The organism is Nocardioides sp. GCM10027114 (assembly GCF_042659625.1).
Classification (GTDB): Bacteria; Actinomycetota; Actinomycetes; order Propionibacteriales; family Nocardioidaceae; genus Nocardioides.
The window spans coordinates 91558-117138 of record NZ_JBHSSS010000019.1 but is presented as its reverse complement, the minus strand read 5'-3'; the positions used below and the strand labels follow the sequence as shown (position 1 = coordinate 117138).

25 protein-coding genes and 1 tRNA gene are annotated in these 25581 nt (G+C 73.1%); 12 read left to right on the top strand and 14 right to left on the bottom strand.

The window, feature by feature from the left end:
- Positions 1-22: 22 nt before the first annotated feature.
- The gene (locus ACFP2E_RS08865; RefSeq protein ID WP_378523269.1) at positions 23-976 is read left to right on the top strand and encodes an MBL fold metallo-hydrolase; all 954 of its coding nucleotides are present in this window, start codon (positions 23-25) and stop codon (positions 974-976) included.
- A gap of 22 nt (positions 977-998) precedes the next feature.
- On the opposite strand, the gene lepA is transcribed toward ACFP2E_RS08865, so the two are convergent.
- Positions 999-2867: a translation elongation factor 4 gene (gene lepA / locus ACFP2E_RS08860; RefSeq protein ID WP_378523437.1), complete on the bottom strand. Its 1869-nt coding sequence runs from the start codon at positions 2865-2867 to the stop codon at positions 999-1001.
- A 102-nt stretch (positions 2868-2969) separates the two neighbouring features.
- Between lepA and ACFP2E_RS08855 the strand changes: the two genes are divergently transcribed.
- Both ACFP2E_RS08855 and rpsT read left to right on the top strand, forming a co-directional pair.
- The gene (locus tag ACFP2E_RS08855) at positions 2970-4010 is read left to right on the top strand and encodes a phosphotransferase (protein WP_378523268.1); all 1041 of its coding nucleotides are present in this window, start codon (positions 2970-2972) and stop codon (positions 4008-4010) included.
- 232 nt (positions 4011-4242) lie between these two features.
- Positions 4243-4503: a 30S ribosomal protein S20 gene (gene rpsT / locus ACFP2E_RS08850; RefSeq protein WP_378523267.1), complete on the top strand. Its 261-nt coding sequence runs from the start codon at positions 4243-4245 to the stop codon at positions 4501-4503.
- A gap of 179 nt (positions 4504-4682) precedes the next feature.
- Here rpsT and holA read toward each other — a convergent pair whose 3' ends face one another.
- From holA to ACFP2E_RS08835, 3 genes are all read right to left on the bottom strand, one after another.
- Positions 4683-5699 carry a DNA polymerase III subunit delta gene (gene holA / locus ACFP2E_RS08845; protein ID WP_378523266.1) on the bottom strand — a complete coding sequence of 339 codons (1017 nt, stop codon included), beginning with the start codon at positions 5697-5699 and terminating at the stop codon, positions 4683-4685.
- Positions 5700-5764: 65 nt separating this feature from the next.
- The gene (locus tag ACFP2E_RS08840; protein ID WP_378523265.1) at positions 5765-8092 is read right to left on the bottom strand and encodes a ComEC/Rec2 family competence protein; all 2328 of its coding nucleotides are present in this window, start codon (positions 8090-8092) and stop codon (positions 5765-5767) included.
- A gap of 7 nt (positions 8093-8099) precedes the next feature.
- Positions 8100-9146 (bottom strand): helix-hairpin-helix domain-containing protein, encoded by a 1047-nt coding sequence (locus ACFP2E_RS08835; protein WP_378523264.1) that lies wholly within the window; start codon positions 9144-9146, stop codon positions 8100-8102.
- Between the two features lie 278 nt (positions 9147-9424).
- On the opposite strand from ACFP2E_RS08835, the gene ACFP2E_RS08830 reads away from it, so the two are divergent.
- On the top strand, positions 9425-9886 hold the full coding sequence (locus ACFP2E_RS08830; RefSeq protein WP_378523263.1) for a DUF6326 family protein: 462 nt from the start codon (positions 9425-9427) through the stop codon (positions 9884-9886).
- A gap of 59 nt (positions 9887-9945) precedes the next feature.
- On the opposite strand, the gene ACFP2E_RS08825 is transcribed toward ACFP2E_RS08830, so the two are convergent.
- A complete protein-coding gene (locus ACFP2E_RS08825; protein ID WP_378523262.1) occupies positions 9946-10833 on the bottom strand; it encodes a DegV family protein in 888 nt (295 codons plus the stop codon).
- Between the two features lie 34 nt (positions 10834-10867).
- The gene (gene leuS, locus ACFP2E_RS08820) at positions 10868-13348 is read right to left on the bottom strand and encodes a leucine--tRNA ligase (RefSeq protein ID WP_378523261.1); all 2481 of its coding nucleotides are present in this window, start codon (positions 13346-13348) and stop codon (positions 10868-10870) included.
- A 204-nt stretch (positions 13349-13552) separates the two neighbouring features.
- Between leuS and ACFP2E_RS08815 the strand changes: the two genes are divergently transcribed.
- On the top strand, positions 13553-14338 hold the full coding sequence (locus ACFP2E_RS08815; protein WP_378523260.1) for an SDR family NAD(P)-dependent oxidoreductase: 786 nt from the start codon (positions 13553-13555) through the stop codon (positions 14336-14338).
- Here ACFP2E_RS08815 and ACFP2E_RS08810 read toward each other — a convergent pair.
- Genes ACFP2E_RS08810 through ACFP2E_RS08800 form a run of 3 tightly spaced genes read right to left on the bottom strand, consistent with a single transcriptional unit; the run spans position 14331 to position 16236 of the window.
- Entirely contained in the window at positions 14331-14960 is a 630-nt protein-coding gene (locus tag ACFP2E_RS08810) for a sortase (protein WP_378523259.1), read from the bottom strand. The two genes, ACFP2E_RS08815 and ACFP2E_RS08810, sit on opposite strands and share 8 nt — an antisense overlap.
- A gap of 10 nt (positions 14961-14970) precedes the next feature.
- Positions 14971-15132, bottom strand: a complete 162-nt coding sequence (locus ACFP2E_RS08805) for a hypothetical protein (RefSeq protein ID WP_378523258.1) — start codon at positions 15130-15132, stop codon at positions 14971-14973.
- A gap of 3 nt (positions 15133-15135) precedes the next feature.
- Entirely contained in the window at positions 15136-16236 is a 1101-nt protein-coding gene (locus ACFP2E_RS08800) for a glycosyltransferase (protein WP_378523257.1), read from the bottom strand.
- 219 nt (positions 16237-16455) lie between these two features.
- Between ACFP2E_RS08800 and ACFP2E_RS08795 the strand changes: the two genes are divergently transcribed.
- A complete protein-coding gene (locus ACFP2E_RS08795; RefSeq protein WP_378523256.1) occupies positions 16456-17457 on the top strand; it encodes a glycoside hydrolase family 26 protein in 1002 nt (333 codons plus the stop codon).
- 33 nt (positions 17458-17490) lie between these two features.
- On the opposite strand, the gene ACFP2E_RS08790 is transcribed toward ACFP2E_RS08795, so the two are convergent.
- On the bottom strand, positions 17491-17871 hold the full coding sequence (locus ACFP2E_RS08790) for a hypothetical protein (protein WP_378523255.1): 381 nt from the start codon (positions 17869-17871) through the stop codon (positions 17491-17493).
- A gap of 215 nt (positions 17872-18086) precedes the next feature.
- Here ACFP2E_RS08790 and ACFP2E_RS08785 point away from each other — a divergent pair, with 215 nt between their 5' ends.
- From ACFP2E_RS08785 to ACFP2E_RS08760, 6 genes are all read left to right on the top strand, one after another.
- On the top strand, positions 18087-18644 hold the full coding sequence (locus ACFP2E_RS08785; protein WP_378523254.1) for a hypothetical protein: 558 nt from the start codon (positions 18087-18089) through the stop codon (positions 18642-18644).
- Positions 18645-18818: 174 nt separating this feature from the next.
- Complete coding sequence (locus tag ACFP2E_RS08780) at positions 18819-19400, top strand: ArsR/SmtB family transcription factor (RefSeq protein ID WP_378523253.1); 582 nt, start codon at positions 18819-18821, stop codon at positions 19398-19400.
- Entirely contained in the window at positions 19397-20692 is a 1296-nt protein-coding gene (locus tag ACFP2E_RS08775; RefSeq protein ID WP_378523252.1) for an MFS transporter, read from the top strand. Before ACFP2E_RS08780 ends, ACFP2E_RS08775 begins: the two co-directional genes overlap by 4 nt.
- 240 nt (positions 20693-20932) lie before the next feature.
- On the top strand, positions 20933-21538 hold the full coding sequence (locus tag ACFP2E_RS08770; protein ID WP_378539312.1) for a hypothetical protein: 606 nt from the start codon (positions 20933-20935) through the stop codon (positions 21536-21538).
- 290 nt (positions 21539-21828) lie between these two features.
- On the top strand, positions 21829-22044 hold the full coding sequence (locus ACFP2E_RS08765) for a hypothetical protein (protein WP_378523250.1): 216 nt from the start codon (positions 21829-21831) through the stop codon (positions 22042-22044).
- Positions 22045-22061: 17 nt separating this feature from the next.
- Complete coding sequence (locus ACFP2E_RS08760; protein WP_378523249.1) at positions 22062-23726, top strand: recombinase family protein; 1665 nt, start codon at positions 22062-22064, stop codon at positions 23724-23726.
- Here the strand turns inward: ACFP2E_RS08760 and ACFP2E_RS08755 are convergent.
- From ACFP2E_RS08755 to nadD, 4 genes are all read right to left on the bottom strand, one after another.
- Positions 23718-23790: transfer RNA gene (locus ACFP2E_RS08755), tRNA-Ala, on the bottom strand. The two genes, ACFP2E_RS08760 and ACFP2E_RS08755, sit on opposite strands and share 9 nt — an antisense overlap.
- Before the next feature lie 123 nt (positions 23791-23913).
- Positions 23914-24546, bottom strand: a complete 633-nt coding sequence (locus ACFP2E_RS08750) for a histidine phosphatase family protein (RefSeq protein ID WP_378523248.1) — start codon at positions 24544-24546, stop codon at positions 23914-23916.
- The gene (gene rsfS / locus ACFP2E_RS08745; RefSeq protein WP_378523247.1) at positions 24539-24913 is read right to left on the bottom strand and encodes a ribosome silencing factor; all 375 of its coding nucleotides are present in this window, start codon (positions 24911-24913) and stop codon (positions 24539-24541) included. The genes ACFP2E_RS08750 and rsfS overlap by 8 nt, the downstream gene beginning before the upstream one ends.
- On the bottom strand, positions 24910-25518 hold the full coding sequence (gene nadD, locus ACFP2E_RS08740; RefSeq protein WP_378523246.1) for a nicotinate-nucleotide adenylyltransferase: 609 nt from the start codon (positions 25516-25518) through the stop codon (positions 24910-24912). Before nadD ends, rsfS begins: the two co-directional genes overlap by 4 nt.
- Positions 25519-25581: the final 63 nt, after the last annotated feature.

The following is a 25581-nucleotide window of genomic DNA, read 5'->3' as shown; positions in this document are numbered from 1 at the left end:
GACCCGCGGCGTCACAGGGGGCGTGACCCCATCTCGGAACCATGACCTGACCACCTCCCGACGCTCGCTGCTGGCCGTCGCCGGCGGCGCGCTCGCCGTACCCGCGCTCGGCTCCTCGGCCGGCGCCCGCTCCGGAGCCCCCCGAGGGGCGCTCGACCTGCGCTGGCTCGGCACGACCGGCTGGCGGTTCGAGCACGACGGACACGTGCTGCTCGTCGACCCCTACCTCAGCCGCTTCCCGACCGGCCTCGCCGCGGGCTCCTTCGATCCCGCGACGCCGCTCGAGGTCGACGAGGAGGCCTGCCGACTCGTCCCGGAGGCCCGGACGATCCTGGTGACGCACGGCCACTGGGACCACTTCGCCGACGTGCCGCACCTCGCGACCCGGGACGGTGCGCGCGTCCTCGGCACCCTCACCACGGCCCTGCTGGCCCGATCGATGGGTGTGCCGGCGTCGATGACCGCGACTGTCAGGGGCGGTGAGCAGCTGGACCTCGGCGAGTACGTCGTGCACGTGCTGCCGGGGCTGCACAGCCGCAACGCCTCGTGGTCGGTGCTCTTCGCGGGCGTCCACACCTCCGAGCCGCCCCGGCCGCGGACGATCGCCGACCTGCCCGAGGGCGACACGCTGGCGTTCCACGTGCGCCCCCGGTCGGGACCGTCTGTGGTCGTCCTCGGCGGCAGCGACGTCGACGACCGCGCCCTCGCCGGCGTGCGGCCCGACGTGGTGGCCGCCCCGGTGGCCTCGACCGACGCCACCCACGACTACCTGCCGCGGCTGCTCGAGGCCCTCGACCGTCCGCCCGTCGTGGTCCCGACCCACTGGGACGACTTCGAGTCCCCGCTGGCCAACCCGCCGCGCCCCGCGACCCCGTCACTGGCACGTCGCCTCGAGGAGTTCGAGCGGGAGGTCCGAAGGATCTCGCCCCGCAGCCGGGTGGTCCGGCCCGACTACCTGGAGCCGCTCGCCCTGTGAGGACGTGGTCCCCCGGGCAGGACTACTTCTTCGGCTTCTCCGCCGTCGACGGCGCGTTGGAGAGGGCGGCGATGAAGGCCTCCTGGGGGACCTCGACCCGGCCCACCATCTTCATCCGCTTCTTGCCCTCCTTCTGCTTCTCGAGCAGCTTGCGCTTCCGGCTGATGTCACCGCCGTAGCACTTGGCGAGCACGTCCTTGCGGATGGCGCGGATGTTCTCGCGCGCGATGACCCGGGCGCCGATGGCGGCCTGGATCGGCACCTCGAACTGCTGCCGCGGGATGAGGTCCTTGAGCTTGCCGGCCATCATCACGCCGTAGCCGTACGCCGCGTCGCGGTGCACGATCGCGGAGAACGCGTCGACAGGCTCGCCCTGGAGCAGGATGTCGACCTTGACCAGGTCGGCGGCCTGCTCGCCGGAGCGCTCGTAGTCGAGCGAGGCGTAGCCCTTGGTCCGCGACTTCAGCTGGTCGAAGAAGTCGAAGACGATCTCGCCCATCGGCAGCGTGTAGCGCATCTCGACACGGTCCTCGGACAGGTAGTCCATGCCGAGGAGGTTGCCGCGCTTGGCCTGGCAGAGCTCCATGATCGTGCCGATGAAGTCCGAGGGGCTGAGGATCGTCGCCCTCACGACGGGCTCGCGCACCTCGGCCATCTTGCCCTCGGGGTACTCACTCGGGTTGGTGACCTCGTGCTCGGTGCCGTCCTCCATCGTCACGTGGTAGACGACGTTGGGGGCGGTCGAGATGAGGTCGAGCCCGAACTCCCGCTCGAGCCGGTCCCGGGTGATCTCCATGTGCAGCAGCCCGAGGAAGCCGCAGCGGAAGCCGAAGCCGAGCGCACCGGAGGTCTCGGGCTCGTAGGTCAGCGCCGCGTCGTTGAGCTGGAGCTTCTCCAGCGCCTCGCGCAGGTCGCCGAACTGGTCGCCGTCGATCGGGTAGAGACCGGCGTAGACCATCGGGTTGGGGTGCTTGTAGCCGCCGAGCATCTCGGTCGCGCCGCCGTGCTGGGTGGTGATGGTGTCACCGACCCGCGACTGGCGGACGTCCTTCACGCCGGTGATGAGGTAGCCGACCTCGCCGACGCCGATCTTGTCGGCCTTGACCTGCTCGGGGCTGATGACGCCGAGCTCGAGCAGCTCGTGGGTGGCGCCGGTCGACATCATCTTGATCCGGTCGCGGTGGGTGAGCTCGCCGTCGACCACCCGGACGTAGGTGACCACGCCGCGGTAGGTGTCGTAGACCGAGTCGAAGATCAGCGCGCGGGCCGGGGCGTCGGCCACGCCGACCGGCGGCGGGGTCTGCTTGACGATCTCGTTGAGGACGCCCTCGACGCCCTCGCCGGTCTTGGCGCTCACGCGCAGCACGTCGGACGGGTCGCAGCCGACCAGGCCGGCCAGCTCCGCGGCGTACTTCTCGGGGTTGGCGCTGGGCAGGTCGATCTTGTTGAGCACCGGGATGATGTGGAGGTCGGCGCCCATCGCGAGGTAGAGGTTCGCCAGCGTCTGCGCCTCGATGCCTTGCGCCGCGTCGACCAGCAGGATCGCCGCCTCGCACGCCTCGAGCGACCGCGACACCTCGTAGGTGAAGTCGACGTGGCCGGGGGTGTCGATCATGTTCAGCACGTAGGTGCCGGGCTCCGCACCTTCGGCGTTGCCGTCCGTCACGGTCCAGGGCATCCGGACGGCCTGGCTCTTGATCGTGATGCCGCGCTCGCGCTCGATGTCCATCCGGTCGAGGTACTGCGCCCGGGCGCTGCGCTCGTCGACCACGCCGGTGAGCTGGAGCATCCGGTCGGCGAGCGTCGACTTGCCGTGGTCGATGTGCGCGATGATGCAGAAGTTGCGGATGATCGCGGGATCGGTGTGGCCGGGCTTCGGCGCGCTGTTCAGGGACACGGATGTCTTTCGGGACGACGTCTGGGGGCGGTCGCGCCATTGTTCCACGCGGGAACCGGGTGTCCGAACCGACGGGACTCGGGGAGGATGCCCGCCATGGACCCCGCCACGGACGCAGCCACGGACGCAGCCACGGACGCAGCCACGGACGCAGGCACCGACGCAGGCACCGACGTCGACAGGGCCGCACCCGTCGCCCCCTACCCCGTGCCCGTCGGCGGCACGGCGCGGCGCCTGGAGTGGCAGTTCCTGCCGCCGAACCTGCGCAGGTACGTCGAGCGCAAGTGCGGCTCGCCGGTGGTCGAGGCGGTCTCCCAGGGCGCCGGCTTCACGCCCGGCTTCGCGTCGGTACTGGTCTGCGAGGACGGCTCGCGCCACTTCGTGAAGGCGGCGTCGGCCAAGGCACAGCGGCTGTTCGCCGACGCCTACCGCGAGGAGGCCCGCAAGCTCGCCGCGCTGCCCGAGGGGCTGCCGGCGCCACGACTGCGGTGGCTGCTCGACGACGACTGGGTGGTGCTCGGCCTCGAGCACGTCGAGGCCCGCAACCCGGCCCGACCGTGGCGGGCCGGGGACCTCGACGCCGTGCTCGACTCGCTCGAGCAGCTCGCCGCGGCCGCGACGCCGGCGCCGGCCGACCTCGACCTCGACTCGTTCGAGGCAGAGCTCGCCGACTGGCCGGACTGCTGGGAGCACGTACGCCGCACCCGCCCGGACCTCCCCCACCTCGAGGAGGCGGCGGCGCTGGCGGCCGGCTTCGCCGAGGCCACCCGGGGCGAGACCCTCGTCCACACCGACATCCGGGACGACAACGTGCTGCTCGACGCCTCCGGGCGGGCGATCTTCTGCGACTGGAACTGGCCGGTCGTCGGCGCGGCCTGGCTGGACTCCCTCTTCGCGCTGCTCGGCCCGCGCGGCGACGGGCTCGACGTGGGGGCGGTCATCGCCGAGCGGCCCCTCCTGCGCGACGTCCCGGCCGACCACGTCGACGCCGTGCTCGCGCTGCTGACCGGCTACTTCCTCCGCCAGGCCGACGAGCCGGTGCCGCCGACGTCGCCGTACCTGCGGCAGCACCAGGCCTGGTACGGCGAGGTGTGCTGGTCCTGGCTGTGCGAGCGGCGCGACTGGGACCGCGCCTGACGCTCGAGCGCGGATCGGCCGCCGACTTGCCCTCGACGGGCCGGTCGCGGACCATGGACCCGCGTCGTCTCCTCGGCGCTGCGGCCCGCCGTCCCGGCGTCTCGTGACGGTGGCGGCTGCGATTTGGGGCGCCTGAGCGCCTCTTGCTAACCTTGCTCGTCGGTCTGGCGCCCGCCTGCGCCGACCGCCCAGAACTCAGCAGCATCCATCCGACAACGACGAAGGCGCATCAGTGGCGAACATCAAGTCCCAGATCAAGCGCAACCGGCAGAACGAGGTCCGGCACGAGCGCAACAAGGCCGTCAAGACCGGTCTGAAGTCGGCCGTCCGCAAGTTCCGCGAGCTGGCCGAGGGTGGCGACAAGGACGCCGCCGTCGCCGCCGCCCGCGACGCCTCGCGCAAGCTCGACAAGGCCGTGTCGAAGGGTGTCATCCACAAGAACCAGGCCGCGAACCGCAAGTCGGCCATCGCGAAGAAGGCCGCGTCGCTCTGACGTAGCCTCCGCCGCACGGCATTCGCTCGAGGGCGCCGCTCCCCACCGGGGACGGCGCCCTTCTGCGTGCCCGGAGGAGAACGGCCGACGCCGGACCGGCACCGGACGTCATACGAAGTGGTCGCAATAGCGACCGGTTCGTATGACGTTGCGCGCCGATGAGGGCGGGCGGCGCGGTCTCAGCGCTGGTCGCGCAGGGCGGTGACGGTGAGCACCAGCCGCTCCAGCGCGTACGACGGGTCGCTCGCGGCGCCCTTGACGTCGGCGTCGGCCACCGCGACCGCGCGGATGGCGCGGGCGATGCCGGCGTCGGACCAGCCGCGGGACTGGTCGCGCAGCGTGCGCAGCTTCCACGGCGGCACCCCGACCTCGCGGGCGAGGTCCGCGTCGCGCATCCGGCCGGGGGCGCCCTTGAGCCGGGCGAGACCGCGGGCGCTGCCGGCGAACGCGCTGGTGACCAGCACCGGCGGGGTGCCGGTGTCGAGCGCCCAGCGCAGCTCCTCCAGCGCCGCCTCGCGGCGGCCGGAGAACGCCGCGTCGGCGACGGCGAACGACTTGGCCTCGGCGCGGCCGCCGAAGTACTGCTTGACCCGGTCGGAGGTCAGCGTCTCGCCGGGGAAGTCGTGGGTGAGCTGGGAGGCCGCAGCCGCCAGCGAGCGGAGGTCCTGCCCCACCGCCTGGACGAGGTAGGCGGCGGCCTCCTGGTCGATGCGGGCCCCGTGGCGTCGCACCTCGGCGGCGACGAAGCCGGGGAACTCCGAGGCCTTCAGCTCCGCCGACTTCACCTCGTCGACCCCCGGCAGCTTGCGCAGCCTGGCCAGCACGCCGCTCCCCTTCTGGCCGCCCCCGTGCACGAGGACCAGCGCGACGTCCTCGACGGGGCCGGCGGCGTAGGTCAGCAGGCCCTCGACGGACTCCTCCGGCAGGTCCTCGATGCCGCGCACCACGACGCAGCGGGTGCTGGAGAAGAGCGAGGGGGCCGACATCTCCCCGAGCGTGGCGAGCGTGAGGTCCGCGCCTCGGGTCTCGGAGACCTCGGCCTCCGGGTCGTGGCGACGCACGGCGTCGCGCACCGCCTCGACGCTGCGCTCGCCGAGGAACTCCTCCTTGCCGGTGACGAGGACGACGCGACCGAGCACCTGGTCGGGCGCGGGCGTGGCGCCGGAGGAGCCGGTCCGGGAGGAGGAAGGGGCCATGGTGCGCACAGCCTCGCACACGGTGGCGACAGGTGCCGACGCCCCACCCGACAGCCCGCACGCCCTCAGCCGGACGTGACGGTGCCCAGCCCGCCGTCGTCCACGGTGACGACGCCGTGGCCGTCCTCGTCGGTGCGCAGCACCCGGATCCCGGCCGCCTCGAGCGGGTCGAGCACCACCGGGGACGGGTGGCCGTAGTCGTTGTCCTCCCCCGCGCTCACCAGCGCCACGCCGGCACCGAGCCCGAGCAGCCAGTCGAGGTCCTGGTGGCTGCTGCCGTGGTGGGGCACCTTCAGCACGTCGATCGTCAGCCCCGGCCAGGCTCGGGCCAGCGCCGCCTGCGCGGGGGGCTCCACATCGCCGGTCAGCAGCAGTCGCACGCCGTCGACCTCCGCGAGCAGGACCACGCTGGCGTCGTTGGCCGTGCTGCCGTCGCCGGGCCCGGTCGTCGGTGTCGCGGGCGGCGGCCACAGCACCTGCAGCGTGACGTCGCCGACCCGGCGGGCCCCGCCGTAGGCCGCCGACGCGACCGCGACGCCGTGGGCACGGGCGGTGTCGGCGACCGACCGGGCGCCCGTCGGCGGGTCGGCCAGGGGGGTCACCTCGACTGCGCCGACCTCCCGGTCGCCGAGCACACCCGCCAGGCCGTCGACGTGGTCGGCGTGGAAGTGGGTGAGCACCACCAGCGGCACCTCGTCGACGCCGAGCGCGTCGAGGCAGTCGTCGACCGCGACGGGGTCCGGGCCGGCGTCGACCACGACGGCCGAGGCGGGCCCGGCCCGCAGCGCCAGCGCATCCCCCTGACCCACGTCGCAGGCGGCCACCACCCAGTCGGTCGGTGGCCAGCCGGACGTGGGGAGCCGCACCGCCACCGCGGTCACCATCACCGCGGTGACCGCGATCCCGCCTGCCGGGCGGGACACGAGCCGGGGCCCGAACAAGGCCAGCGTGAACGTGAGCGCCACCAGCAGCGCCAGCGCCAGCGGACCCTCGCCCCATCCGACCGCCGCCGTCGGCAGCGCCGCACCGCGGCGGGCGACCGCGACGATCCAGGCGACGCACCACGCGGCGCCGGTGCCGACGACCGAGCCCGCCCAGGGCCACGCCAGTCCGGCGAGGCCACCGGCGAGGCCGAGCACGGTGGCGGGGCCGACGGCCGGGGCGACGAGAAGGTTGGCGACGACCGCGACCAGGCTGACCTCCCCGGAGATGGCCGCCACCAGCGGGGTGCAGGCCAGCTGCGCGGCGGTCGGCACCGCCACCGCCTCGGCGACCCAGCGCGGCAGCCACCGCGCGAGCCCGTCGCGCCACACCGGCGCCAGCAGCAGGATCCCGGCGGTGGCGGAGACCGAGAGCGCGAACCCGACCGAGACCGCCAGCGTCGGGTCGACGAGCAGGAGCCCCACCACGGCCGCACCCAGGGTCCGCGTCCCGCGTCTTCGGCCGTCGGTGCCCATGGCCAGCAGCGCGACCGTCCCCATGGCGGCCGCGCGGACCACGCTCGGCTCGGTCCGGGCCAGCAGGACGAAGCCGACGATGCCGGCCGCGGCGACGGCGTACAGCCCGCGGCCCCGCACCCCGCCCCACCGGGCGACGACGAGCAGGAAGCCCACGACGAGCGTCAGGTTGGTGCCGGAGACTGCGAGCAGGTGGGTCAGCCCCGTGTCGCGGAAGTCCTCGGCCAGCTCGGCGTCGAGGCCGGTGTCGTCGCCGTCGACGAGCGCCGGCACCAGCGCCGCCTGGCTGGGAGGGCGGTGCGCCACCGACCGGCGGATCGACTCCCGAACCGCCCCGGCGCCACGCCACCAGGCATCCGGTCCGGCCACCACCTGCGGGTCGCCGGTCGGCAGCAGCAGCGCGGCCAGCGCCGGGTCGTCGGCGGGGACCAGCCGGCCGGTGGCGACCACCCGCGCGCCGAGGGGCAGCTCCGCCCAGCCGTCGTCGGCGAGCACGAGCACCGGTGCCCGGAGCGCATGGTGCAGCCCGCGACCGCTGACCGCCGTCACCGTCGCCCGCAGCGCCACCCGCTGCTCGCCGCCGAGGCCACCGGCCACCGGGCGGGGGTCGGAGGAGACGTCGAACGCGACCACCGCCACCGCCCGCTCCTGCGCGAGGTCCGCGACGGGGGTGGCGTCCGTGAGCCCGAGACGGAGCAGTGCCGCCGCGGCGACTGCGGTCCCGACGAGCAGCATCCCCGCGGCGGTGAGCCAGCGCGCCCGCTGACCGCCGCTGCGCCGACGGAGGACCACGAGCGTGACCTGGCCGACCAGCGCGGCGGCCACCGCCGGCTCCCAGCCCGCCCGGGCCAGCAGCCCGCCCGACCAGGCGGCGAGCGCGAGCAGCGGCATCCGGAGGTCGGTGCGGCCCGTCCCCCCGGCCCGGTCACCGCTCACGCGGCGCTCACACCGTCACGTGCGGCGCGATCGTCTCCAGGGTGGCCTCGCCGATCCCGTCGACCTCGAGGAGCTCCTCCACGGCCGTGAAGCCGCCGTTCTCGGCGCGCCACGTCAGGATCGCCTCGGCCGTCACCGGGCCGACCTCGGGCAGCGTCTCGAGCTGCTCCGCGGTGGCGGTGTTGAGGTCGACGATCGGGGCGGCGGCCGCTGGCCCACCGTCCGGGGAAACTCCAGCAGCGGCGGCAGCCGCGGACGTCGCCACCCCCACGGCGATCTGCTCGCCGTCGACGAGGACCCGCGCCAGGTTGAGCGTCCCGAGGTCGACTCCGGGCCGCGCGCCACCGGCGGCATCGAGCGCGTCGACGACCCGGGCACCGGCGTCCAGCACCACGATCCCGGGCCGCCGCACCCGCCCCGAGACGTGGACCGTGACCTGCTCCGCTGCCGCGGCGGGCGACGTCGCGGCCGTCCCGGATGGCGCGGCCGGGGCCGCCAGGGCGGCGGGGGTGGCCAGCCCCGCGACCGGCTGCGGACCGGGAGGTGCCGCCACCGGTTGCGGGTCGGCGCGCACCACCCACCACGTGGTCACCGCCAGCCCGACCGCGACGAGCACCGCCACCAGCGCCAGCTGCGGCGGGCCGAGCGCGTAGCGGCCGCGCAGCGTCTCCGGCAGCAGCCCGGTGCCGGCCCCGGCAACCCTGATCGTGCGTCGGGCCGTACGCCGGTCGGCGTGCCGGCCGGGCAGCGGCACCACCGCCGGCCCGGGGTCTGGCTCGGCCGGCTCCTGCGGCACCGCGCCGGTCAGGGGTGGACTGACCCGCACCCGCACGCGCGTGTGCGTCGGAGGTGGCATCGTGGACGGCCACGAGTCCACGACCGGCGACTCCACGACCGGCGACTCCACGACCGGCGACGGCTCGAACGATCCCGCAGCCGGGGCCCCGAGGTCGGCCACTGCCTCACGTCGCACCGCGTCGAGCTCGGCCCCGAGGTGGGCGAGGCGAAGGGCGACGGCCTCCTGGTGGTCGGGGTGGCGACGGCGGCTGGGCATGCGGGCGACGCTACGAGCGTCGGCGCCCCGGCAGGTGACGCCTCAGCGGTCTTGTGGACGGGACGCGCCCGACCCCGACCTGGGGACGGCGAGCGGCCCGTCGGGGGCGCCCGAGCGACCCGGCACAGGGTCGGCGCACCAGCGGCGGATCAGCCGAAAGCACGAGCCGGGGACCATGCCATCGGCTGAGCGAGCTCCGGCCCCAGGACGGGTGTGCCCGCCGGCGGACACCGCGATCGTGGACCCACCGATCCTCGCACCCACCACGGAGGCCCACGATGAGCACACGCCACCCGACGACGTCACTCGAGGATCCGCCGATCCCGGTGAGGGCCAAGCTCGCCGCGGCGTGGACAGGCGTCATGTTCCTCTACGCCTACGTGGACATCATCGCCTTCTTCAAACCCGGCGTCGTCGAAGGCATCCTCGCCGGCATGGTCTGGGAGTTCGGCGTCAGCCAGGCGCTGCTGACCATCTTCCTCGCGCTCATGGCGGTCCCGATCCTCATGGTCGTGCTGTCGATGACGCTGCCCGCTCGGGCGAACCGCACCACGAACCTCGTCGTGGCCGCGATCCAGATCCCCTACGCGGCCTTCAACGTCGTGGGCGAGTCCTGGACGTACTTCTACGGCCTCGGCGTCGTCCTGGAAGCAATGCTGCTCGTCCTCATCCTGCGGATCGCCTGGACCTGGCCCCGCACCACGTCGTCGGCGGCCTCGGCCACCATGGCGACCGCGTGAGCCGAGGAGCAGCGCGCCGACCGCTCGACGGCCGGTGGGTGCGCGTCACGCGCCAGGACTCAGCGGGAGGGGGACTCCCCTCCGTCGAGCCTGGGAGCCACGCAGACGGCGAGCATGCCGGGCCCGACGTGGGCGCCGAGCACCGCGCCGACCTCGGCGCACACCGGCTCGCGCCCCTCCAGCTGGTCCCCGAGGCGGGTCCGGAGCCGGTCGGTGAGCTGCGCCGCGCGGTCCGCGGCGGCGAGGTGGGCGACGCACAGGTCGACCGGCCCCTCCCCCGCGGCCTCGGCGGCGAGCTCCTCGAGCCGCGCGAGGGCCCGGGTGGTGGTCCGCACCTTCTCGCGGGTCGCCACCCGGCCGTCCCGGATCTCCAGCAGCGGCTTGACGGCCAGCGCGCCGCCGATGAGCGCGGCCGCCGTGCCGACCCGGCCGCCGCGCCGGAGGTACTCCAGCGTGTCGACGTAGAACAGCGACGTGGACGCGGCTGCCCGCCGGCGGGCGGCCTCCGCCGCCTCCTCGGCCGAGCCCCCGGCGTCGAGGACGTCGGCAGCGGCCAGCGCGGCGAAGCCGGTGGCGACCCCGACCTGCCTGGTGTCGACCGGCAGCACCGGCACTGACGCCTGCGCCGCGGCGAGCTGGGCGGACTCGAAGGTGCCGCTCATCTCCGCCGACAGGTGGATCGACACGACCGCCGTGGCGCCGTCGCGGCCGGCGGCCTCGTAGACCTCCCGCAGCCGCTCCGGCCCCGGGCGTGACGTGCTGACCGGCCGGAACTCCCGCAGCGCCTCGGCGACGGTCTCGGGCGTGGCGCCGCCGACCCCCTCGTCGTACACCTCGTTGCCGATGACGACCTGCAGCGGCACCACGACGATGCCGCGCTCGGCCGCCCGCTCCGCAGAGAGGGTGGACGTGGAGTCGGTGACGATGACGGGCCGGCCCGAGGACATGGGCGCAGGGTAGCGGCCCGTCACCAGCCCTACGTCAGACCACGATGTTGACGAGCTTGGGGGCCCGCACGATCACCTTGCGTACCGGGCGCCCGTCGATCGCCTTCACGACCTGCGGGTCGGCCAGCGCCAGCGCCTCGAGGTCGGCCTCGCTGACGTCGGGCGAGACCTCCAGCCGGGCGCGGACCTTGCCCTGGATCTGCACGACCGCGGTGACGGCGTCCTCGACCAGCAGCTCCGGTTCGACGGTCGGCCAGCCGACGCGGGCGACGGTGGGCTCGTGGCCCAGCCGCTCCCACATCTCCTCGGCGGTGTACGGCGCGACCAGCGAGAGCAGGATCGCGACGGCCTCGGTCGCCTCGCGGACGGCCGGGTCGGCCGGGCCGCAGCCGGAGTCGATGGCCTTGCGGGTCGCGTTCACCAGCTCCATCGTCCGGGCGACCAGGACGTTGAAGCGGTGGGACTCGACCAGGGTCGCGGCCTCGTGGACGGTCTTGTGGGTGACCTTGCGCAGCGCGACGTCGCCGTCGGCGAAGGAGACGCCGGGCTCGGACGTGACGTCGCCGCTCAGCCGCCAGACCCGCTGCAGGAACTTCAGCGAGCCGGCCGGGGAGACGTCGGCCCAGTCGATGTTGTCCTCCGGCGGGCTGGCGAAGACCAGCGTCAGCCGGACCGCGTCCACGCCGAAGGCGTCGAGCTGCTCGCCCAGGTTGACGCCGTTGCCCAGCGACTTGCTCATCTTGCGGCCCTGGTTGATGACCTTGCCCTGCGACAGGTATGCCGAGAACGGCTCGTCCCAGTCGACCAGGCCCATGTCGCGCAGCGCCTTGGTGAAGAAGCGGGCGTACAGCAGGTGCAGCACGGCGTGCTCGTCGCCGCCGACGTACAGGTCGATCGGGCCCCACGTGTTGGCCAGGTCCTTGTCGAACGCCTGGGTGTCGTCCTGCGGCGAGACGTAGCGGAAGAAGTACCAGGACGAGTCCACGAAGGTGTCCATGGTGTCGGTGTCGCGGGTCGCCGGACCGCCGCAGGTCGGGCAGGAGACGTTGACCCACTCGGTCGCCGCGCCCAGCGGCGAGGTCCCCTTCGGCTTCAGGTCGGCGCCGCGCAGCTCGGGCAGCTCGACGGGCAGCTGGTCGTCCGGGACCGGCACCTCGCCGTCGACCGGGCAGTGGATGATCGGGATCGGCGCGCCCCAGTAGCGCTGCCGCGACAGCAGCCAGTCGCGCAGCCGGAAGTTGACCGTGCCCTTGCCCAGGCCCTTGCGCTCCAGGTAGGCGATCGTCGTCGACTTGGCCTCGTCGACGCCCATCCCGGACAGGTCGATCTCGTCGTTGGCGGAGTTGATGGCCGGGCCCTCGCCGGTGTACGCCTCGCCCTCCCAGTCCTCGGGCGGCTGGACGGTCCGGACGATCGGCAGGTCGAAGGCCTTCGCGAAGTCCCAGTCGCGCTGGTCCTGGCCGGGCACGGCCATGATCGCGCCGGTGCCGTAGTCGGCCAGCACGTAGTCGGACGCCCAGACGGGGATCCGGGCACCGGTCAGCGGGTTGGTCGCGTGGATGCCCAGGAACACGCCGGTCTTCGGCCGGTCCGTGGCCAGCCGGTTGATCTCGGTCTCCTTGCGGACCTCGACCAGGTAGTCCTCCAGCGCCGGCCGCTGCCCGTCGGTCACCAGCTCGCTCGCCAGCGCGGCGTCGGCGGCGACCACCATGAACGTGGCGCCGAACAGGGTGTCCGGACGGGTCGTGTACACGGTCAGCGGCTCGTCCCGGCCCTCGACGACGAAGTCGACGTGGGCGCCCTCGGAGCGGCCGATCCAGTTGCGCTGCGCGTTGACGACCTTGTCCGACCAGGTCGGCTGCAGGTCGTCCAGGCAGTCCAGCAGCTCCTGGGCGTAGGCGGTGGTGCGGAAGTACCACTGTGTCAGCTCGCGCTTGGTGACCTCGGCGCCGCAGCGCTCGCAGGCGCCGTCGACGACCTGCTCGTTGGCCAGCACGGTCTGGTCGTTGGGGCACCAGTTGACCGGGCTGTTCTTCCGGTAGGCCAGCCCCTTCTCGTGGAACTTCAGGAACAGCCACTGGGTCCACCGGTAGTACGACGGGTCCGAGGTGTTGAAGCGGCGGGACCAGTCGAAGCTCACGCCGTACTTGCGGAACGACTCGAACTGCGTGGCGATGTTGCCGTAGGTGTAGTCCGCGGGGTGCGCGTCGTTGCGGATCGCGGCGTTCTCGGCCGGCAGGCCGAAGGAGTCCCAGCCCATCGGGTTGAGCACCTCGAAGCCGCGCTGCCACCAGTAGCGGGCGATCACGTCGTGCAGCGCCATGACCTCCGCGTGGCCCATGTGCAGGTCGCCGCTCGGGTACGGGAACATCGTCAGCGCGTACTTGCGCTCCGCGTCGGTGTCGTCGTGCGCCCGGAAGGGGTCGAGCTCGTCCCAGACCTTGCGCCACTTGTCCTGGGCGGCGACCACGTCGTACGTCGCCTGCTCGGCCTGCTGCTGGGGCTGCTCGCTCATCTCGTCTCTCTCGCTTCGGGTCGGACCTGCTCGCTGTCTCGGGCACAAAAAAGCCCCTCGGGCACGAGGGGCGGCCGCGTCGCGTTGTGCTCGTCGACGCGGCTAGGTAAGGAGCAGGATCCTGCGCACCCGGTCATGGTAGCGCGAGGCGCCGGAGCCCCGGCACCCCGCGTGGGGCGGCGGCCGGTGGCTAGGGTCGCCGCCATGACCGACACCCAGCCCCACACCCAGACTGCTCTCGACCTGTTCCGGCTCGACGGCCGGGTCGCCGTCGTCACCGGGGCCTCCTCCGGCCTCGGCGTGGCCTTCGCCCGGGCGCTGGCCGAGGCAGGGGCCGACGTCGTCCTCGGAGCCCGCCGCGCGGACCGGCTCGAGGAGACCGCGGCGCTGGTCCGGGAGGCCGGCCGCACCGCGGTGACGGTCGCGACGGACGTCGCCGACCCGGACTCGTGCCAGGCGCTCGTCGACGCCGCCGTCGCCGGGCTCGGCCGGGTCGACGTCCTCGTCAACAACGCCGGCGTCGGCACCGCCGTGCCTGCCACCCGGGAGACGCCCGAGCAGTTCCGCCGGGTGATCGACGTCAACCTCAACGGCTGCTACTGGATGGCGCAGGCGTGCGGCCGGGTGATGCAGCCCGGCTCGTCGATCATCAACATCTCCTCCGTGCTGGGCCTGACCACCGCCGGCCTGCCGCAGGCGGCGTACGCCGCGTCGAAGGCCGGGCTGATCGGCCTCACCCGCGACCTGGCCCAGCAGTGGACCGGCCGCAAGGGAATCCGGGTCAACGCGCTGGCGCCTGGTTTCTTCGCCTCGGAGATGACCGACCAGTACCCCGACGGGTACATCGACTCCCAGCTGGGCCGGATCCCGATGGGACGCAAGGGCGACCCGACGGAGCTCGCCGCCACCGTGGTCTGGCTCGCCTCCCCCGCCGCCGGCTACGTCACCGGGCAGACCCTGGCGGTCGACGGCGGGATGACGATCACCTGACCTGCTCGAGCTCCCCGGTGACGTAGAGCCGCTCGGCAGAGCCCCACAGCGGCCAGCAGGTGGTCAGCGTGATCTCGGCCCGGTCGCGCTGGTCGAGCACCCACACCGCGTCGGCCGGCACGCGACGGGGCGGGGTGGTCAGCCGGTACACCCACGTGGTCGAGCCCTGCTCGACGATGACCCGGTCGCCGACCTCGAGGTCGTCGAACTGCAGGAAGGGGCTGCCGTGGCCCAGGCGGTGGCCCGCGAGCCCCACGTTGCCGGTCGCGCCGGGCAGCGCCGTACCGGGGTAGTGGCCGACGCCCTGGGCGAGCTGGTCCGCCTCGACGCCCTCGACGACGACCCAGCTCCAGTCGTCGCCGAGGCGCGGGATCCGGAGCACCGCCAGCGCGTCACCGACGGGAACGGCCCGGGCGACGGGGGCGTCGGCCTCGGAGCGCACGGGCAACGGGGCGCCGGGGACGGCCTCGTAGGGAACGGCAGCGCCGGCCGGCACCCGTGCCGCCAGGGCCAGCTGGGCCCGGGCGGCTCGGTGCTCGTCGGACACGACCCGGACGAGCACCGTGAGCAGCAGTGCCGTCCCGACGAGGACGCACGCCACCGCCAGGCGCCGCCGCCACACTGTCAGCCGCTCACAGCTCGCGCCGGGGCACCGTGCGCCAGAGGGCCATCCCGAGGGCCAGCAGCGCGAAGGCGGTCAGGAAGAGCCAGAGCGAGCTGCCGGTGAAGCCGGTCAGCGCCAAGCCACCGCCGACCCCCGCCCCGGCGCCGGCAACACCCCCACTGTTGTACATCGCTCACCACTCCTTCTGGGTGCGCAGGAGGGCCTGGGCGAAGGCTCGCCCCTGGACCACCTGCAGGAAGACGTCGTAGACCATCTCCACGACGAGGACGGCGGCCATCGCCATCTGCGACCAGCCCCGCCGTCGGACCGTGACCACCCGCTCCAGCGAGAACACCAGCGACGCGGCGAGCCAGAACGGGTGGATGTTGAAGCCCACCGTGGCCGCGTAGGCCAGCGAGCCGAGGTAGCCGGTCGTGGCGAGCAGGCCGAGCAGGCTCATCAGCTGCCGCCCCCAGTAGGCCACGGTGACCCGGGTGAGGCCGTAGTCGACGATGTTCTCCAGCGCCCCGCGCTTCCACCGCAGCCGCTGCCGGGCGAGGTCTCCCCACGTCGTCATGACCTCGGTCTCCAGGGTGCACTCGCGCGGCGCGAGGATTCCGTAGCCGAGGTGCATCAGCGCCAGCGACAGCTCGTTGTCCTCGGTGAGGACGTTGACGTCGTACACCTCGCCGGCACCCGCCCGGTCCGGCAGCCGGCCGTCGCGGCGTGCCTGCTGCACCTCGCGCAGCACGCGGACGGGGAAGACCGAGGCGGTCCCGGTGAGCACCAGGGCCCTGCCCTTGAGCCGTCGTACGTCGCGGGCGTAGCGGGCGTACTCGTTGCGCTGGAACGCGCCGAGCAGCCCGGCGCCCGGCCCGCCGCGGAAGGTGCCGCCCACGCCGCCCAGGCCGCGGGGGCCGCGGCTGTCGGGCCGCTGGTGCGAGTCTCGCAGCAGCCGGCAGGCCGCCTCGAGGAAGTCCGGGTCGAGCCGCGAGTCGGCGTCCATCACCAGCACGCAGTCGTCGTCGTGGAGGCGCGGCATGATCATGGCCAGCGCCTGGTTGAGGGCCCCGGCCTTCTTGTGCTCGTTGAGGACGGTCTCGACGACGCGGGCGCCGCAGCCGCGGCCGACCGCGGCGGTGGCGTCGGTGCAGTTGTCGGCGACGACCACGATCTGGTCGGGCAGCAGCGTCTGCCGTTGCAGCGACGCGATCGCTGCGGGCAGCACGACCTCTTCGTCGTGCGCCGGTATCAGGGCGACCAGGATCGGTCGCCGCCGTGCACGGCCCTGCATGACTCCCCCACGGAGTTTGTCCCCTCGACCGGCCCCATCGCCCGCCGCACTCCCCCTGCGCCGGACCCAGTCCCTCAACCGTCAAGGTGGCGTGCCGGCGCGGGACACGCCAAGGGTTCCTTGCAGTCTTCACCCATTTCGGGCATCCACGGGTGACACTGGTCTCACAGTCCCACCGGCCCCACCGGCCCCACGCCCGCACCCGCTCGGGAGGTTGCCGTGCCCCCGCGTCCCGCGCTGCGCCTGCTGGCCGCCCTGCTCCTCCCGGTCGCGTTCGTCGCACCCCGGCCGGCGGTTGCGACCGCGCCCTCCGGGGACGCCGCGCCGACCCGCGACCGGGTCGCACGGAGCGCCGCGCCGGCCTTCGGCGCGTACGTCGACGGCATGCAGGCCGACCCGTCACGGCTCGCGGACTTCGAGGAGCTGGTGCGCTCGCGGACCGACATCGCGTCGTCCTACTACGGCTACGGCGACGTCTTCCCCGGCCCGCTCGAGCGGACCTTCGCCGACGGCGGCCGCCGCAAGGTGCTGGTGTCGTGGCACATGGACGGCACCCGCTACGCGGAGTGGTCGGCCGGCCGGCACGACGACTACCTCGACACCATCGTCGAGGCCCTGCGTGCCCATCCCCACCGGGTCTGGGTCCGGCCGTGGCCGGAGATGAACGGCGACTGGCAGCCCTTCCAGCCGACCAGGTCCGGTGAGCGGCCCGAGGGCGGCACCTACCGCGAGTTCCGGCAGGCGTGGCGCCACGTCGTCGACCACTTCCGCGAGGCAGGCGTGCGCAACGTCCGGTGGGTCTTCAACCCGTCCGCCGACACCTACGCCGGAACCACCCCGGTCGAGAAGATCTGGCCGGGCCGCCGCTACGTCGACGTGCTCGGGATCGACGGCTTCAACTGGGGCGAGGACGACGGCTGGGGACGGTGGCGCTCGTTCGACGCGATCTTCGGACGGATGTACGACCGCCTGACGGCGCTGCACCCGACGGCGCCGGTCTGGATCTGCGAGGTCTCCTCCAAGGAGCCGGAGGTCGACGACGGCGCGCCGCGCGACCCTCGGCGCAGCAAGGCGGCCTGGACCCGTCGGGCGCTCGACAGGTCCGGCATGCCCCAGGTCCGCGCCCTCATCTGGTTCCACGCGCTCAAGGAACGCGACTGGCGGGCCAACTCCTCGCCCGGCGTGATCCGGGCGCTGCGCCGCGCCCTCGCCGACCGCTGACGGCTCCCCCACGCGCTTTCCGGCCGTGAGCGGCTACCACCACCGCGCCATGACGCCCGCGATCCCGCCCAGCATCAGCAGCGGCAGCAGGAGGACGGGCACGCCGAAGAGCGGGATGTACACGTCGTCCGGAGTCGGTCCGAGCGCGGACGCGAGGCGCGGGCCGATCTCGAGCGAGAGGCGCGGGCCCAGGAACCCCACCACCACGACGAACACCGCGGCGCCGGCCATCGATCCGACGTAGCCCGCCACCCCGGCCAGCACCATCGTCACCCCCAGCAGGGCCAGAGCCGCCTCCCCCGCCCAGAGACGGTCGATCCCGCCCATCGGGAGGGCGGACGCCAGGCAGAGCAGGCCCAGCAGGTGCACGGCGAGCAGCAGGGCGGCCCTCGCGGGCCACCGGAGGTCCGACACACGAGCCCGATCCAGGAGCGGCAGCACGATCACGAGCGGGACCCCCGTCGTCCACGAAGCGCGGTCGACCGTCGACCCGCAGCACCAACAACGCCGGCGAGGTGCCGTGGCTACGGCTCGGGTCCGGGGAAATGCCAGAGGGCCGGCTCCCTTGCGGAAGCCGGCCCTCTGTCCGGTGGACTGCGATCGACGGCTTGCGAACCACGACGTCACACGTGCTCGCGACGGTTCCCCTCGCATCGGTCGCGTCAGCTCGCCGGGATCGCCTGGCGGCCGGCAAGGTGGGCAACCCGCCACTGCCCGGGCCGGCGCTCGTGGCGCTGCGCGCCGCGGCGCAACGTCTGACGGAGGCAGGCCACCTGGTGTTCTCGCTGGAGGACCTGCGTCGCGAGCTGGGGCCGGCCGGTCGCCAGTGGACCAGCGACTGGCTGCGGCACGCACTGGCGCGCGAGGCCCGCGACCCTGAGCGGGCAGTGATCGTGAAGCTGCGGCGTGGCAGCTACACGCTGCGCGCCACCCGACCCGACGCCGCTTCGGCGGCCGCCGGCGGAGCCGCCGCGGAGGCACGCGGGCACGTCCTAGCGGCGGTCCGCAGCCTCGTCGGTGACGGCCCCGGGGCTGCGCCTGTGAACACCGCGCAGATTCGCGAACAGCTCGCCGCGGCCGGGGTGCCGTACTGCACCGACTCGGTGCGCCGGGCGCTGTCGCAGCTCGCCCGCCAGGAGCCCGCGGCACTGGTGCGAGTGCGCCAGGGTGCCTACCGCATTCCCTAGGTGTTGCGCCTGATGCGGTTGTTCACGCTTCCGACGGCACGCCCATGCCGCACAGCGCGCGACCGCAGACGCACGCACCTGCCGCACTCCGCGCGGACGCCGGTCATCACAGTCAGCGCCAGATGGGAGGTCCGCTGCATTGAAAGATTCCTTTCGAAAGGATACCTTCGTTGGGTGTCGACGCCGAAGAACCGTCACCTGCGAGACCCCCGTGAGCTGGCCGCTCTGGCCCACCCGGTGCGGGTGGGCATCTTGGAACTGCTTGCGATCCACGGTCCGTTGACCGCGACCGCGCTCGGGGACTTTCTGGACGAGAACCCCGCGAACTGCTCGTGGCACCTGCGCAAGCTCGCCGAGCACGGCTTCGTAGAGGAAGCCGGCGGTGGCCACGGTCGCCAGCGGCCATGGCGGACCGTGCACCTCGGATTCAACTGGGGTGACGAAGACACCGATCCGAGCACGCGTCCAACCGCCGATGCGCTGAGCCGGATGATGCTGGAACGCTGGCTGGACCGCTTCTACGCCTCACTAACCCGCGCCGCGGCAGAGGAACCGGAGTGGAACTCCGCCAGGTCCATGACCCAGACCGCGACCTGGCTCACGGCGGAGGAACTGGCCGCTATGAACCATGAGGTCAGCGAGCTACTCCGCAAGTACCGCGACCGGCTCGCTGACCCTGACCAGCGACCCGAAGGATCTCGCCTGTGCGAGTTCGTGGCTTGGGGTGCGCCCATCGAACTGGAAACGACCCCATGAGGCGGGCGTTCGCCCAGCCCCGCTTCAAGAGGCTCTTCGGAGGCCTGACCGCCTCGATGCTGGGCGACTCGATGATGCTCCTGGTGCTGTCGATGTGGGTGAAGACCCTCACCGGGTCGAACTCGCTGGCCGGTCTGACGTTCTTCTTCATGGTCGTTCCAGCACTGTTCGCGCCGCTGCTCGGGGTGTGGATCGACCGGGTACGGCGCAAGCCGCTGCTCGTGTGGGGCAACCTCGCGTCGGCGGCGGTCGTCGCACCCCTGGTGCTGGTACGTGACGCGAGCGACGTGTGGCTGGTCTGGGCCGTCGCGTTCGGGTACGGGATCAGCTTCATCGTCCTCCCCGCCGCCCTGAACGGACTCCTCAAGGAACTGCTGCCCGAAGATCTGCTGGTCGAGGCCAACGCGTCGCTGCAGACCACCAAGCAGGGGTTCCGCCTGTTCGGCCCCCTACTCGGCGCCGCCCTCTTCGCTGGCATCGGCGGATGGCTGGTGGCGCTGATCGACGTCGCGACATTCTTGGTCGCCGCCGCGGTCATCGCCACCATTCCCGTCCAAGAGCACCGTCCCGACCCGGACCCCACCCCGCTGCGCAGCCAGCTCACCGTCGGCCTCCGCCACCTGGTCGCCGACCGGCTCCTCAAGCACCTGCTGGCCGGGTTCGGCCTGACGCTCCTGGTGCTGGGGTTCAGCGAGGCCGCGATCTACGCCCTGCTCGACGGGTTCGACCGCCCGGCCAGCTACGCCGGCGTGCTCGTCAGTGTCCAAGGCGTCGGCGCAGTCCTCGGCGGACTCGTCGTCAGCCGGCTGGTCAAGCAGCGCGGCGAGATCGCAGCCGCCACCCTCGGGCTGCTGGCGATGGCACTCGGCTCGGCCGGCATCGCCGCCGCCCCGACGCTCACGATGGTCCTGGCCTTCATTGCGGTGCTGGGGGTGTCGCTGCCGTTCGTCATGGTCAGCTACATGACTCTCCTGCAGCGACGCACCCCCCAGCGCGTGATGGGACGGGTATCCACGGCCGTCGAGGTCGTGCTGACCACCCCCCAAGCCATCTCACTGGCGCTGGGCTCACTCCTCGTGGTGCTCCTCGACTGGCGCGCGATCTTCGCCATCAAGGCCGTCGCCATCCTGATCGCCGCCGGATACGTCGCCGTCCGGCTACGAGACCAGCTCCACCGAAGGCCCGTTCCAGAGAAGCCTCCCGCCCGCTCATTGGCCGAGGCCACCGCAACCGGCCAACCCACCCATCCATCCGCCGAGATCGCCGACGTCCCTCCACCCGGCGCCGGGTGAGCCGCTCACGCCGCCGTGCGTGCGGCGCGGGAGGCCCCTGCCGTGTCAAACAACGACCTGAAGAACACACCGAGGTCATCCCGCAGGCGGCTCCTGCCTGAGGTTCGCGATTCCGGGGCCGAGAGCCGGGGCACGGCCGTGGGAAGGAGCGCGGGACACGACTGCGTCGGCTCCACCAGCCGGCACGCTGGCAAGCATGATCAAGTCGATCAACCTACTCGCCTCCACCGGGCGCATCCGGTGAGCAGCCCGCTGCGGCCTGTCCCCGACGCCACGGGCGGGGAGGGCTCACCGACAGTGATCCGCCGGGGCCTCGCCCGGCACCTGCCCCAGCCGGTCGGCGAGCCGCCGGCCGCAGCGGCGCTCGACGAGATCTCCCGGGCTCGCCTGCGCCGGATCCTGCTCGACCAGTTCGGCGACTTCCCCACCCTCGACCTGCATCTGACGCTGCTCGACAGCCGCGGCGCCTGGTACGCGGAACGTTCCGTCGGCTCGTGGAGCACGAACCACCCCGACGGGTTCTTCGGCCTGGTGCGGCATGTGGTCCGCACCCAGTTCCCCGGGCCGCCGCCGGACCCCGACCTGGAAGCCTGGGTCGTCGCCGGATGCCCGACCGACCCGGTGCTCGCCGGGTACTGGTCGACCCTGCGCCACTTCCTGCCCGAAGGACGTGACGTGGCCGAATCCGCCGCCCGGCCGCCTGAGCCGGAGGCTGCGGTGCAGCGGGTGGACGAGATCCTCGCGTCGTGGCCGGCAGACCTGGTCGACCGGTTCTGTCACGCCTACGCCAAGATCGAGAACGTCCTCATGCGTCGCACCATCGTGATCCCGCCGATCGACCAGTGACCGCCCCGGCCGACGGTTCCTCCGCGCCCCCGCGAGGGCATGTCGCGAGCAGGTCGTAGAGAAGCTCGCCCGAACGGCTCAGGCATCCGGCGCCATTGGCTGCCGCGCCGACCCACCCTGTCCCGGCTCACGTGAGCAACAGCATCAGCCCCACTGTCAGGGCGCCGGGCGACGGCACATGGGGTGGCGTGCGATCTGCTGACCAGACCACCGCGGCCCTCGCGCAGGGACGCCAAGCCACCAGCCGAGGCCGGGCCCCGGTCGCCCTGGGCGACCCCAGCTCGGTCGCGATGACCGGGCCCGCCCACGACCAAGCCGTCCGAGCCCTCGCGGCGCTCCTCCCCGAGCTCGACGACGCCCTCGACTCGCCGGCACCCCGGCCCGCGACCCCACCAGCCCCCGAGACCCAGGCCCGCGGCGACAACGACGTGTCCGCAGCGCCTGCGACCCTGCAGACCGACGCCGCCCGCCCGGTGAAGCGCCGCCGCGCGCCGCGAGCCGCCTGAACCCCGGAGGTCCACCCATGTCCGCACAGACCACCCGTCCAGCGACCCGACGGACCAGCACCGCCGCCCGCCGGGCCACGCCCTCCGACGCCGCCACGGGGGCCACGACGCCGACGGTGCGGGTCGCCCTGTATCGCCGCGCGTCCACCGACGAGGGCAACCAGCCGTTCAGCCTCGACGCGCAGGAACAGCGGCTCCTCCCCTACGTCGCCAGCCAGCCCGGCTGGACGGTCGTCGGCGACTACGTGGAGCGTGCCAGCGCCAAGGACGTCGACGGCCGCCCCGAGCTCCAACGCCTCCTCGCCGACGCCGAGCGGGGCCGCTTCGACCTGGTGCTGGTCGCCCGCATCGACCGGTGGTCCCGCAGCCTCATCGACCTCCTCGACACCGTCGACCACCTCGCCGGCCACGGCGTCGGGTTCCACTCCGCCACCGAACACTTCGACACCGCCACACCGCTGGGCACGCTGCTGCTGCAGATGCTCGGCATGTTCGCCCAGTTCGAGCGGTCCATGATCATCGACCGCATCCAGCGCGGCAACGCCGCCAAGATCGCCAAGGGCATCCCGCTGACCAGCCGGGTCGGCTACGGCCTCGCCGTCGACGCCGAGGGCCGCATCACCAGCGACCCCGCCACCATCGGCGTCGTGCGCCGCATCTTCGACGAGTACGTCAACCAGCAGCGCGGCGCCCGCGCCATCGCCAACGGTCTCAACGACAACGCCGTCCCCGGTCCAGGCGCCCGCGGCTGGTCACAGTCCAGCGTCGCCAAGGTGCTGCGCAACCGAGCCTTCGTCGGCGAGGTCCGGCACCTCACGACCTGGCACCCGGGCGCCCACGAAGCGCTCATCGACCCCGACCTGTTCGAGCAGGCCCAGGCCATCGCCGACCTGCGCAGCACCGACGCCGCCGCCGCTTCCACCCGACGCGGCGAGTTCGTGCTCACCGGCACCATCCGCTGCGGCCGCTGCGACGGCTCCTACGTCGGCACCAGCGGCACCGGACGCACCGGCGGCGTCGTGCGCTACTACAGCTGCGGCACCGCACGCCGCTACGGCAGCAAGCAGTGCACCGGCCCGTCCCTCCCGGCCCAGGACCTCGAGCACCTCGTCACCGAGGCCCTGCTCACCGCATACTCCGACAGCACCCTGTTCGAGGAGGCCATCGAGGCCCACCTCACCGCCCGGGACTCGCGCCAGGCGCCCCTGACCGAGCAGCTGCAGGCAGCCTCGTCCGTGCTGGCCGCCAAGCAGCGGGTCCGGAACCGCTACCAGGACGACTACGAGAGCGGTTCGCTGACCGCGGCCCGGTTCGAGGCGCGGGCCGCGGAGCTCGACGACGAACTCCTGGCCCTCCGCACGCACGTCGCCGACCTCGAACTCCAGCTGCAGGCGCCCACGCTGCCGGCAGTGCCGACCCAGCGGCAGCTGGACGACCTGCGGGCTCACCTGGTCGCCGGCATCCGCGACGGAGACGTCAGCGTCCGCAAATCCCTGTACGGTGCGCTGGTCGACGGCATCGTGGTGCACGACCGCGACGACATCCGCCCCACGTTCCGGCTCTACGACCCCGCCGCGGCGGACGTCCTGGCGACCAACGCCCACGACACGGACGACGACAACGCCGCCGAAATGGCAACGGACGGCTTGCGGTTCGCAAGCCGTCCGTCTCGGTGGAGCTGAGGGGACTCGAACCCCTGACCCCCTGCATGCCATGCAGGTGCGCTACCAGCTGCGCCACAGCCCCATGTTTCTCGGCCCTTCGACCTTGCGGTCTTCGTGCCGGACAACGCGGTGAATACTAGCCACACCTTCGTCCGGGGACGAAATCGGGGGTCGGAACCCCGGTCACCCGCCCGTTCGAGGCCCGTCAGACCACGGTGCGGTTGTACGCCGCGAGCCGCAGCCGGCCGTCGACGCCGGAGTCGCGCAGCTCGACCCAGGCGCAGTTGTCGAGAGCCTGCAGGGTCGCCGCAGCCTCCTCGGGCCAGCCCAGCAGCGCGACGACGGAGACCTTCAGCGCGGCCCCGTGGCCGACGAGCACGCCGCACTCCCCCGGCGCCAGCGCGTCGAGCGCCGCGTGGACCGACTCGGTGACCCGCTTGACCACCTGTGGGGTCGTCTCGCCGCCGGGCACGACGTCGTACCGGCCGGCGCGGAAGCGGCGGTACTCCTCGGGGTGTGCCGCGGCGTACTCGGTCATGGTCATCCCGGTGCGCTCGCCGAGGTCGTACTCGCGCAGCCGGTCGTCGACGACGACCTCGAGGCCGGTCGCCTCGGCCGCGTAGCCGGCGGTCTGCAGCGCCCGCGCGAGGTCCGAGGACCAGATCAGGGCCGGCGACATCGCGGCGACCGCGGGCGCCACGGCACGGGCCTGGCGGTGGCCGGTGTCGTCGAGCTCGACCTGGGCATGGCCCTGGCCGCGCCGCTCGACGTTCCACGCCGTGCGGCCGTGCCGCAGCAGCACCAGCCGCCGCGGCCGGGCGGGGGAACCGTCAGCCACCGGAGGTGACGTCGGCGGGCAGCTCGATGGTCGGGCAGTCGCGCCACAGCCGCTCGAGGGCGTAGAACTGCCGCTCCTCCTCGTGCTGCACGTGCACCACCACGTCGCCGTAGTCGATGAGCACCCAGCGACCGTCGCGCTCGCCCTCGCGGCGGATCGGCTTGGCGCCGATCTCCCGCAGCTTGTCCTCGACCTCGTCGACGATCGCCTTGACCTGCCGGTCGTTGGTCGCCGAGGCGAGCACGAAGGCGTCGGTGATGGCCAGCTGCTCGCTGACGTCGAAGGCGATGATCTGCTGGGCGAGCTTGTCCGACGCGGCGCGGGCGGCGGCGCGGACCAGCTCGAGGGCGTGGTCGGTGGCGGTCACGTGAGGTCCTCCGGAAGGGTGGCGGCGGGAACGCCCGCCTCGTACAGGTGGTGCTTGGCGATGTACTGGACGACGCCGTCCGGCACGAGGTACCAGACCGGCTCGCCCCGCCGGGTGCGCTCGCGACAGTCCGTCGAGGAGATCGCGAGCGCGGGGATCTCGACCATGGTCACCTTGTCGGCCGGGATCTTCTCGAGCGTGGCCGGGTCCATCTCGTAGCCCGGCCGGGTGCAGCCCACGAAGTTCGCGAGCTCGAACAGCTCCTCGGCGTCACGCCACGTGAAGATCTCGGCGAGCGCGTCGGCGCCGGTGATGAAGTAGAGGTCGGAGTCGGGCAGCCGCTCGTGGAGGTCGCGCAGGGTGTCGATCGTGTACGTCGGCCCCCCGCGGTCGACGTCGACCCTGGAGACGCTGAAGCGCGGGTTCGACGCCGTGGCGATCACTGTCATCAGGTAGCGGTGCTCCGGGGGCGAGACCTCGCGGTGCGCCTTCTGCCACGGCGCACCCGTGGGCACGAACACGACCTCGTCGAGGTCGAACCAGGCCTGGACCTCCGAAGCCGCCACGAGGTGCCCGTGGTGGATGGGGTCGAACGTGCCGCCCATCACGCCGACCCGCCGGCGGCGGGTCGGGGCGGGCTGGGCGGTCGGCGCGGCGTCGCGCGGTGC

What these genes read in the sequence shown, in the direction of transcription:
- ACFP2E_RS08855 (WP_378523268.1), top strand. Translation starts at nt 2,970, where the DNA reads ATGGACCCCGCCACGGACGCAGCCACGGACGCAGCCACGGACGCAGCC.
- ACFP2E_RS08765 (WP_378523250.1), top strand. Translation starts at nt 21,829, where the DNA reads ATGACCGGGCCCGCCCACGACCAAGCCGTCCGAGCCCTCGCGGCGCTC.
- ACFP2E_RS08835 (WP_378523264.1), bottom strand. Translation starts at nt 9,146, where the DNA reads ATGCCCAGCCGCCGTCGCCACCCCGACCACCAGGAGGCCGTCGCCCTT.
- ACFP2E_RS08830 (WP_378523263.1), top strand. Translation starts at nt 9,425, where the DNA reads ATGAGCACACGCCACCCGACGACGTCACTCGAGGATCCGCCGATCCCG.
- holA (WP_378523266.1), bottom strand. Translation starts at nt 5,699, where the DNA reads ATGGCCCCTTCCTCCTCCCGGACCGGCTCCTCCGGCGCCACGCCCGCG.
- ACFP2E_RS08805 (WP_378523258.1), bottom strand. Translation starts at nt 15,132, where the DNA reads ATGTACAACAGTGGGGGTGTTGCCGGCGCCGGGGCGGGGGTCGGCGGT.
- ACFP2E_RS08825 (WP_378523262.1), bottom strand. Translation starts at nt 10,833, where the DNA reads ATGTCCTCGGGCCGGCCCGTCATCGTCACCGACTCCACGTCCACCCTC.
- ACFP2E_RS08815 (WP_378523260.1), top strand. Translation starts at nt 13,553, where the DNA reads ATGACCGACACCCAGCCCCACACCCAGACTGCTCTCGACCTGTTCCGG.
- leuS (WP_378523261.1), bottom strand. Translation starts at nt 13,348, where the DNA reads ATGAGCGAGCAGCCCCAGCAGCAGGCCGAGCAGGCGACGTACGACGTG.
- ACFP2E_RS08760 (WP_378523249.1), top strand. Translation starts at nt 22,062, where the DNA reads ATGTCCGCACAGACCACCCGTCCAGCGACCCGACGGACCAGCACCGCC.
- ACFP2E_RS08775 (WP_378523252.1), top strand. Translation starts at nt 19,397, where the DNA reads ATGAGGCGGGCGTTCGCCCAGCCCCGCTTCAAGAGGCTCTTCGGAGGC.
- nadD (WP_378523246.1), bottom strand. Translation starts at nt 25,518, where the DNA reads ATGGGCGGCACGTTCGACCCCATCCACCACGGGCACCTCGTGGCGGCT.
- ACFP2E_RS08800 (WP_378523257.1), bottom strand. Translation starts at nt 16,236, where the DNA reads ATGCAGGGCCGTGCACGGCGGCGACCGATCCTGGTCGCCCTGATACCG.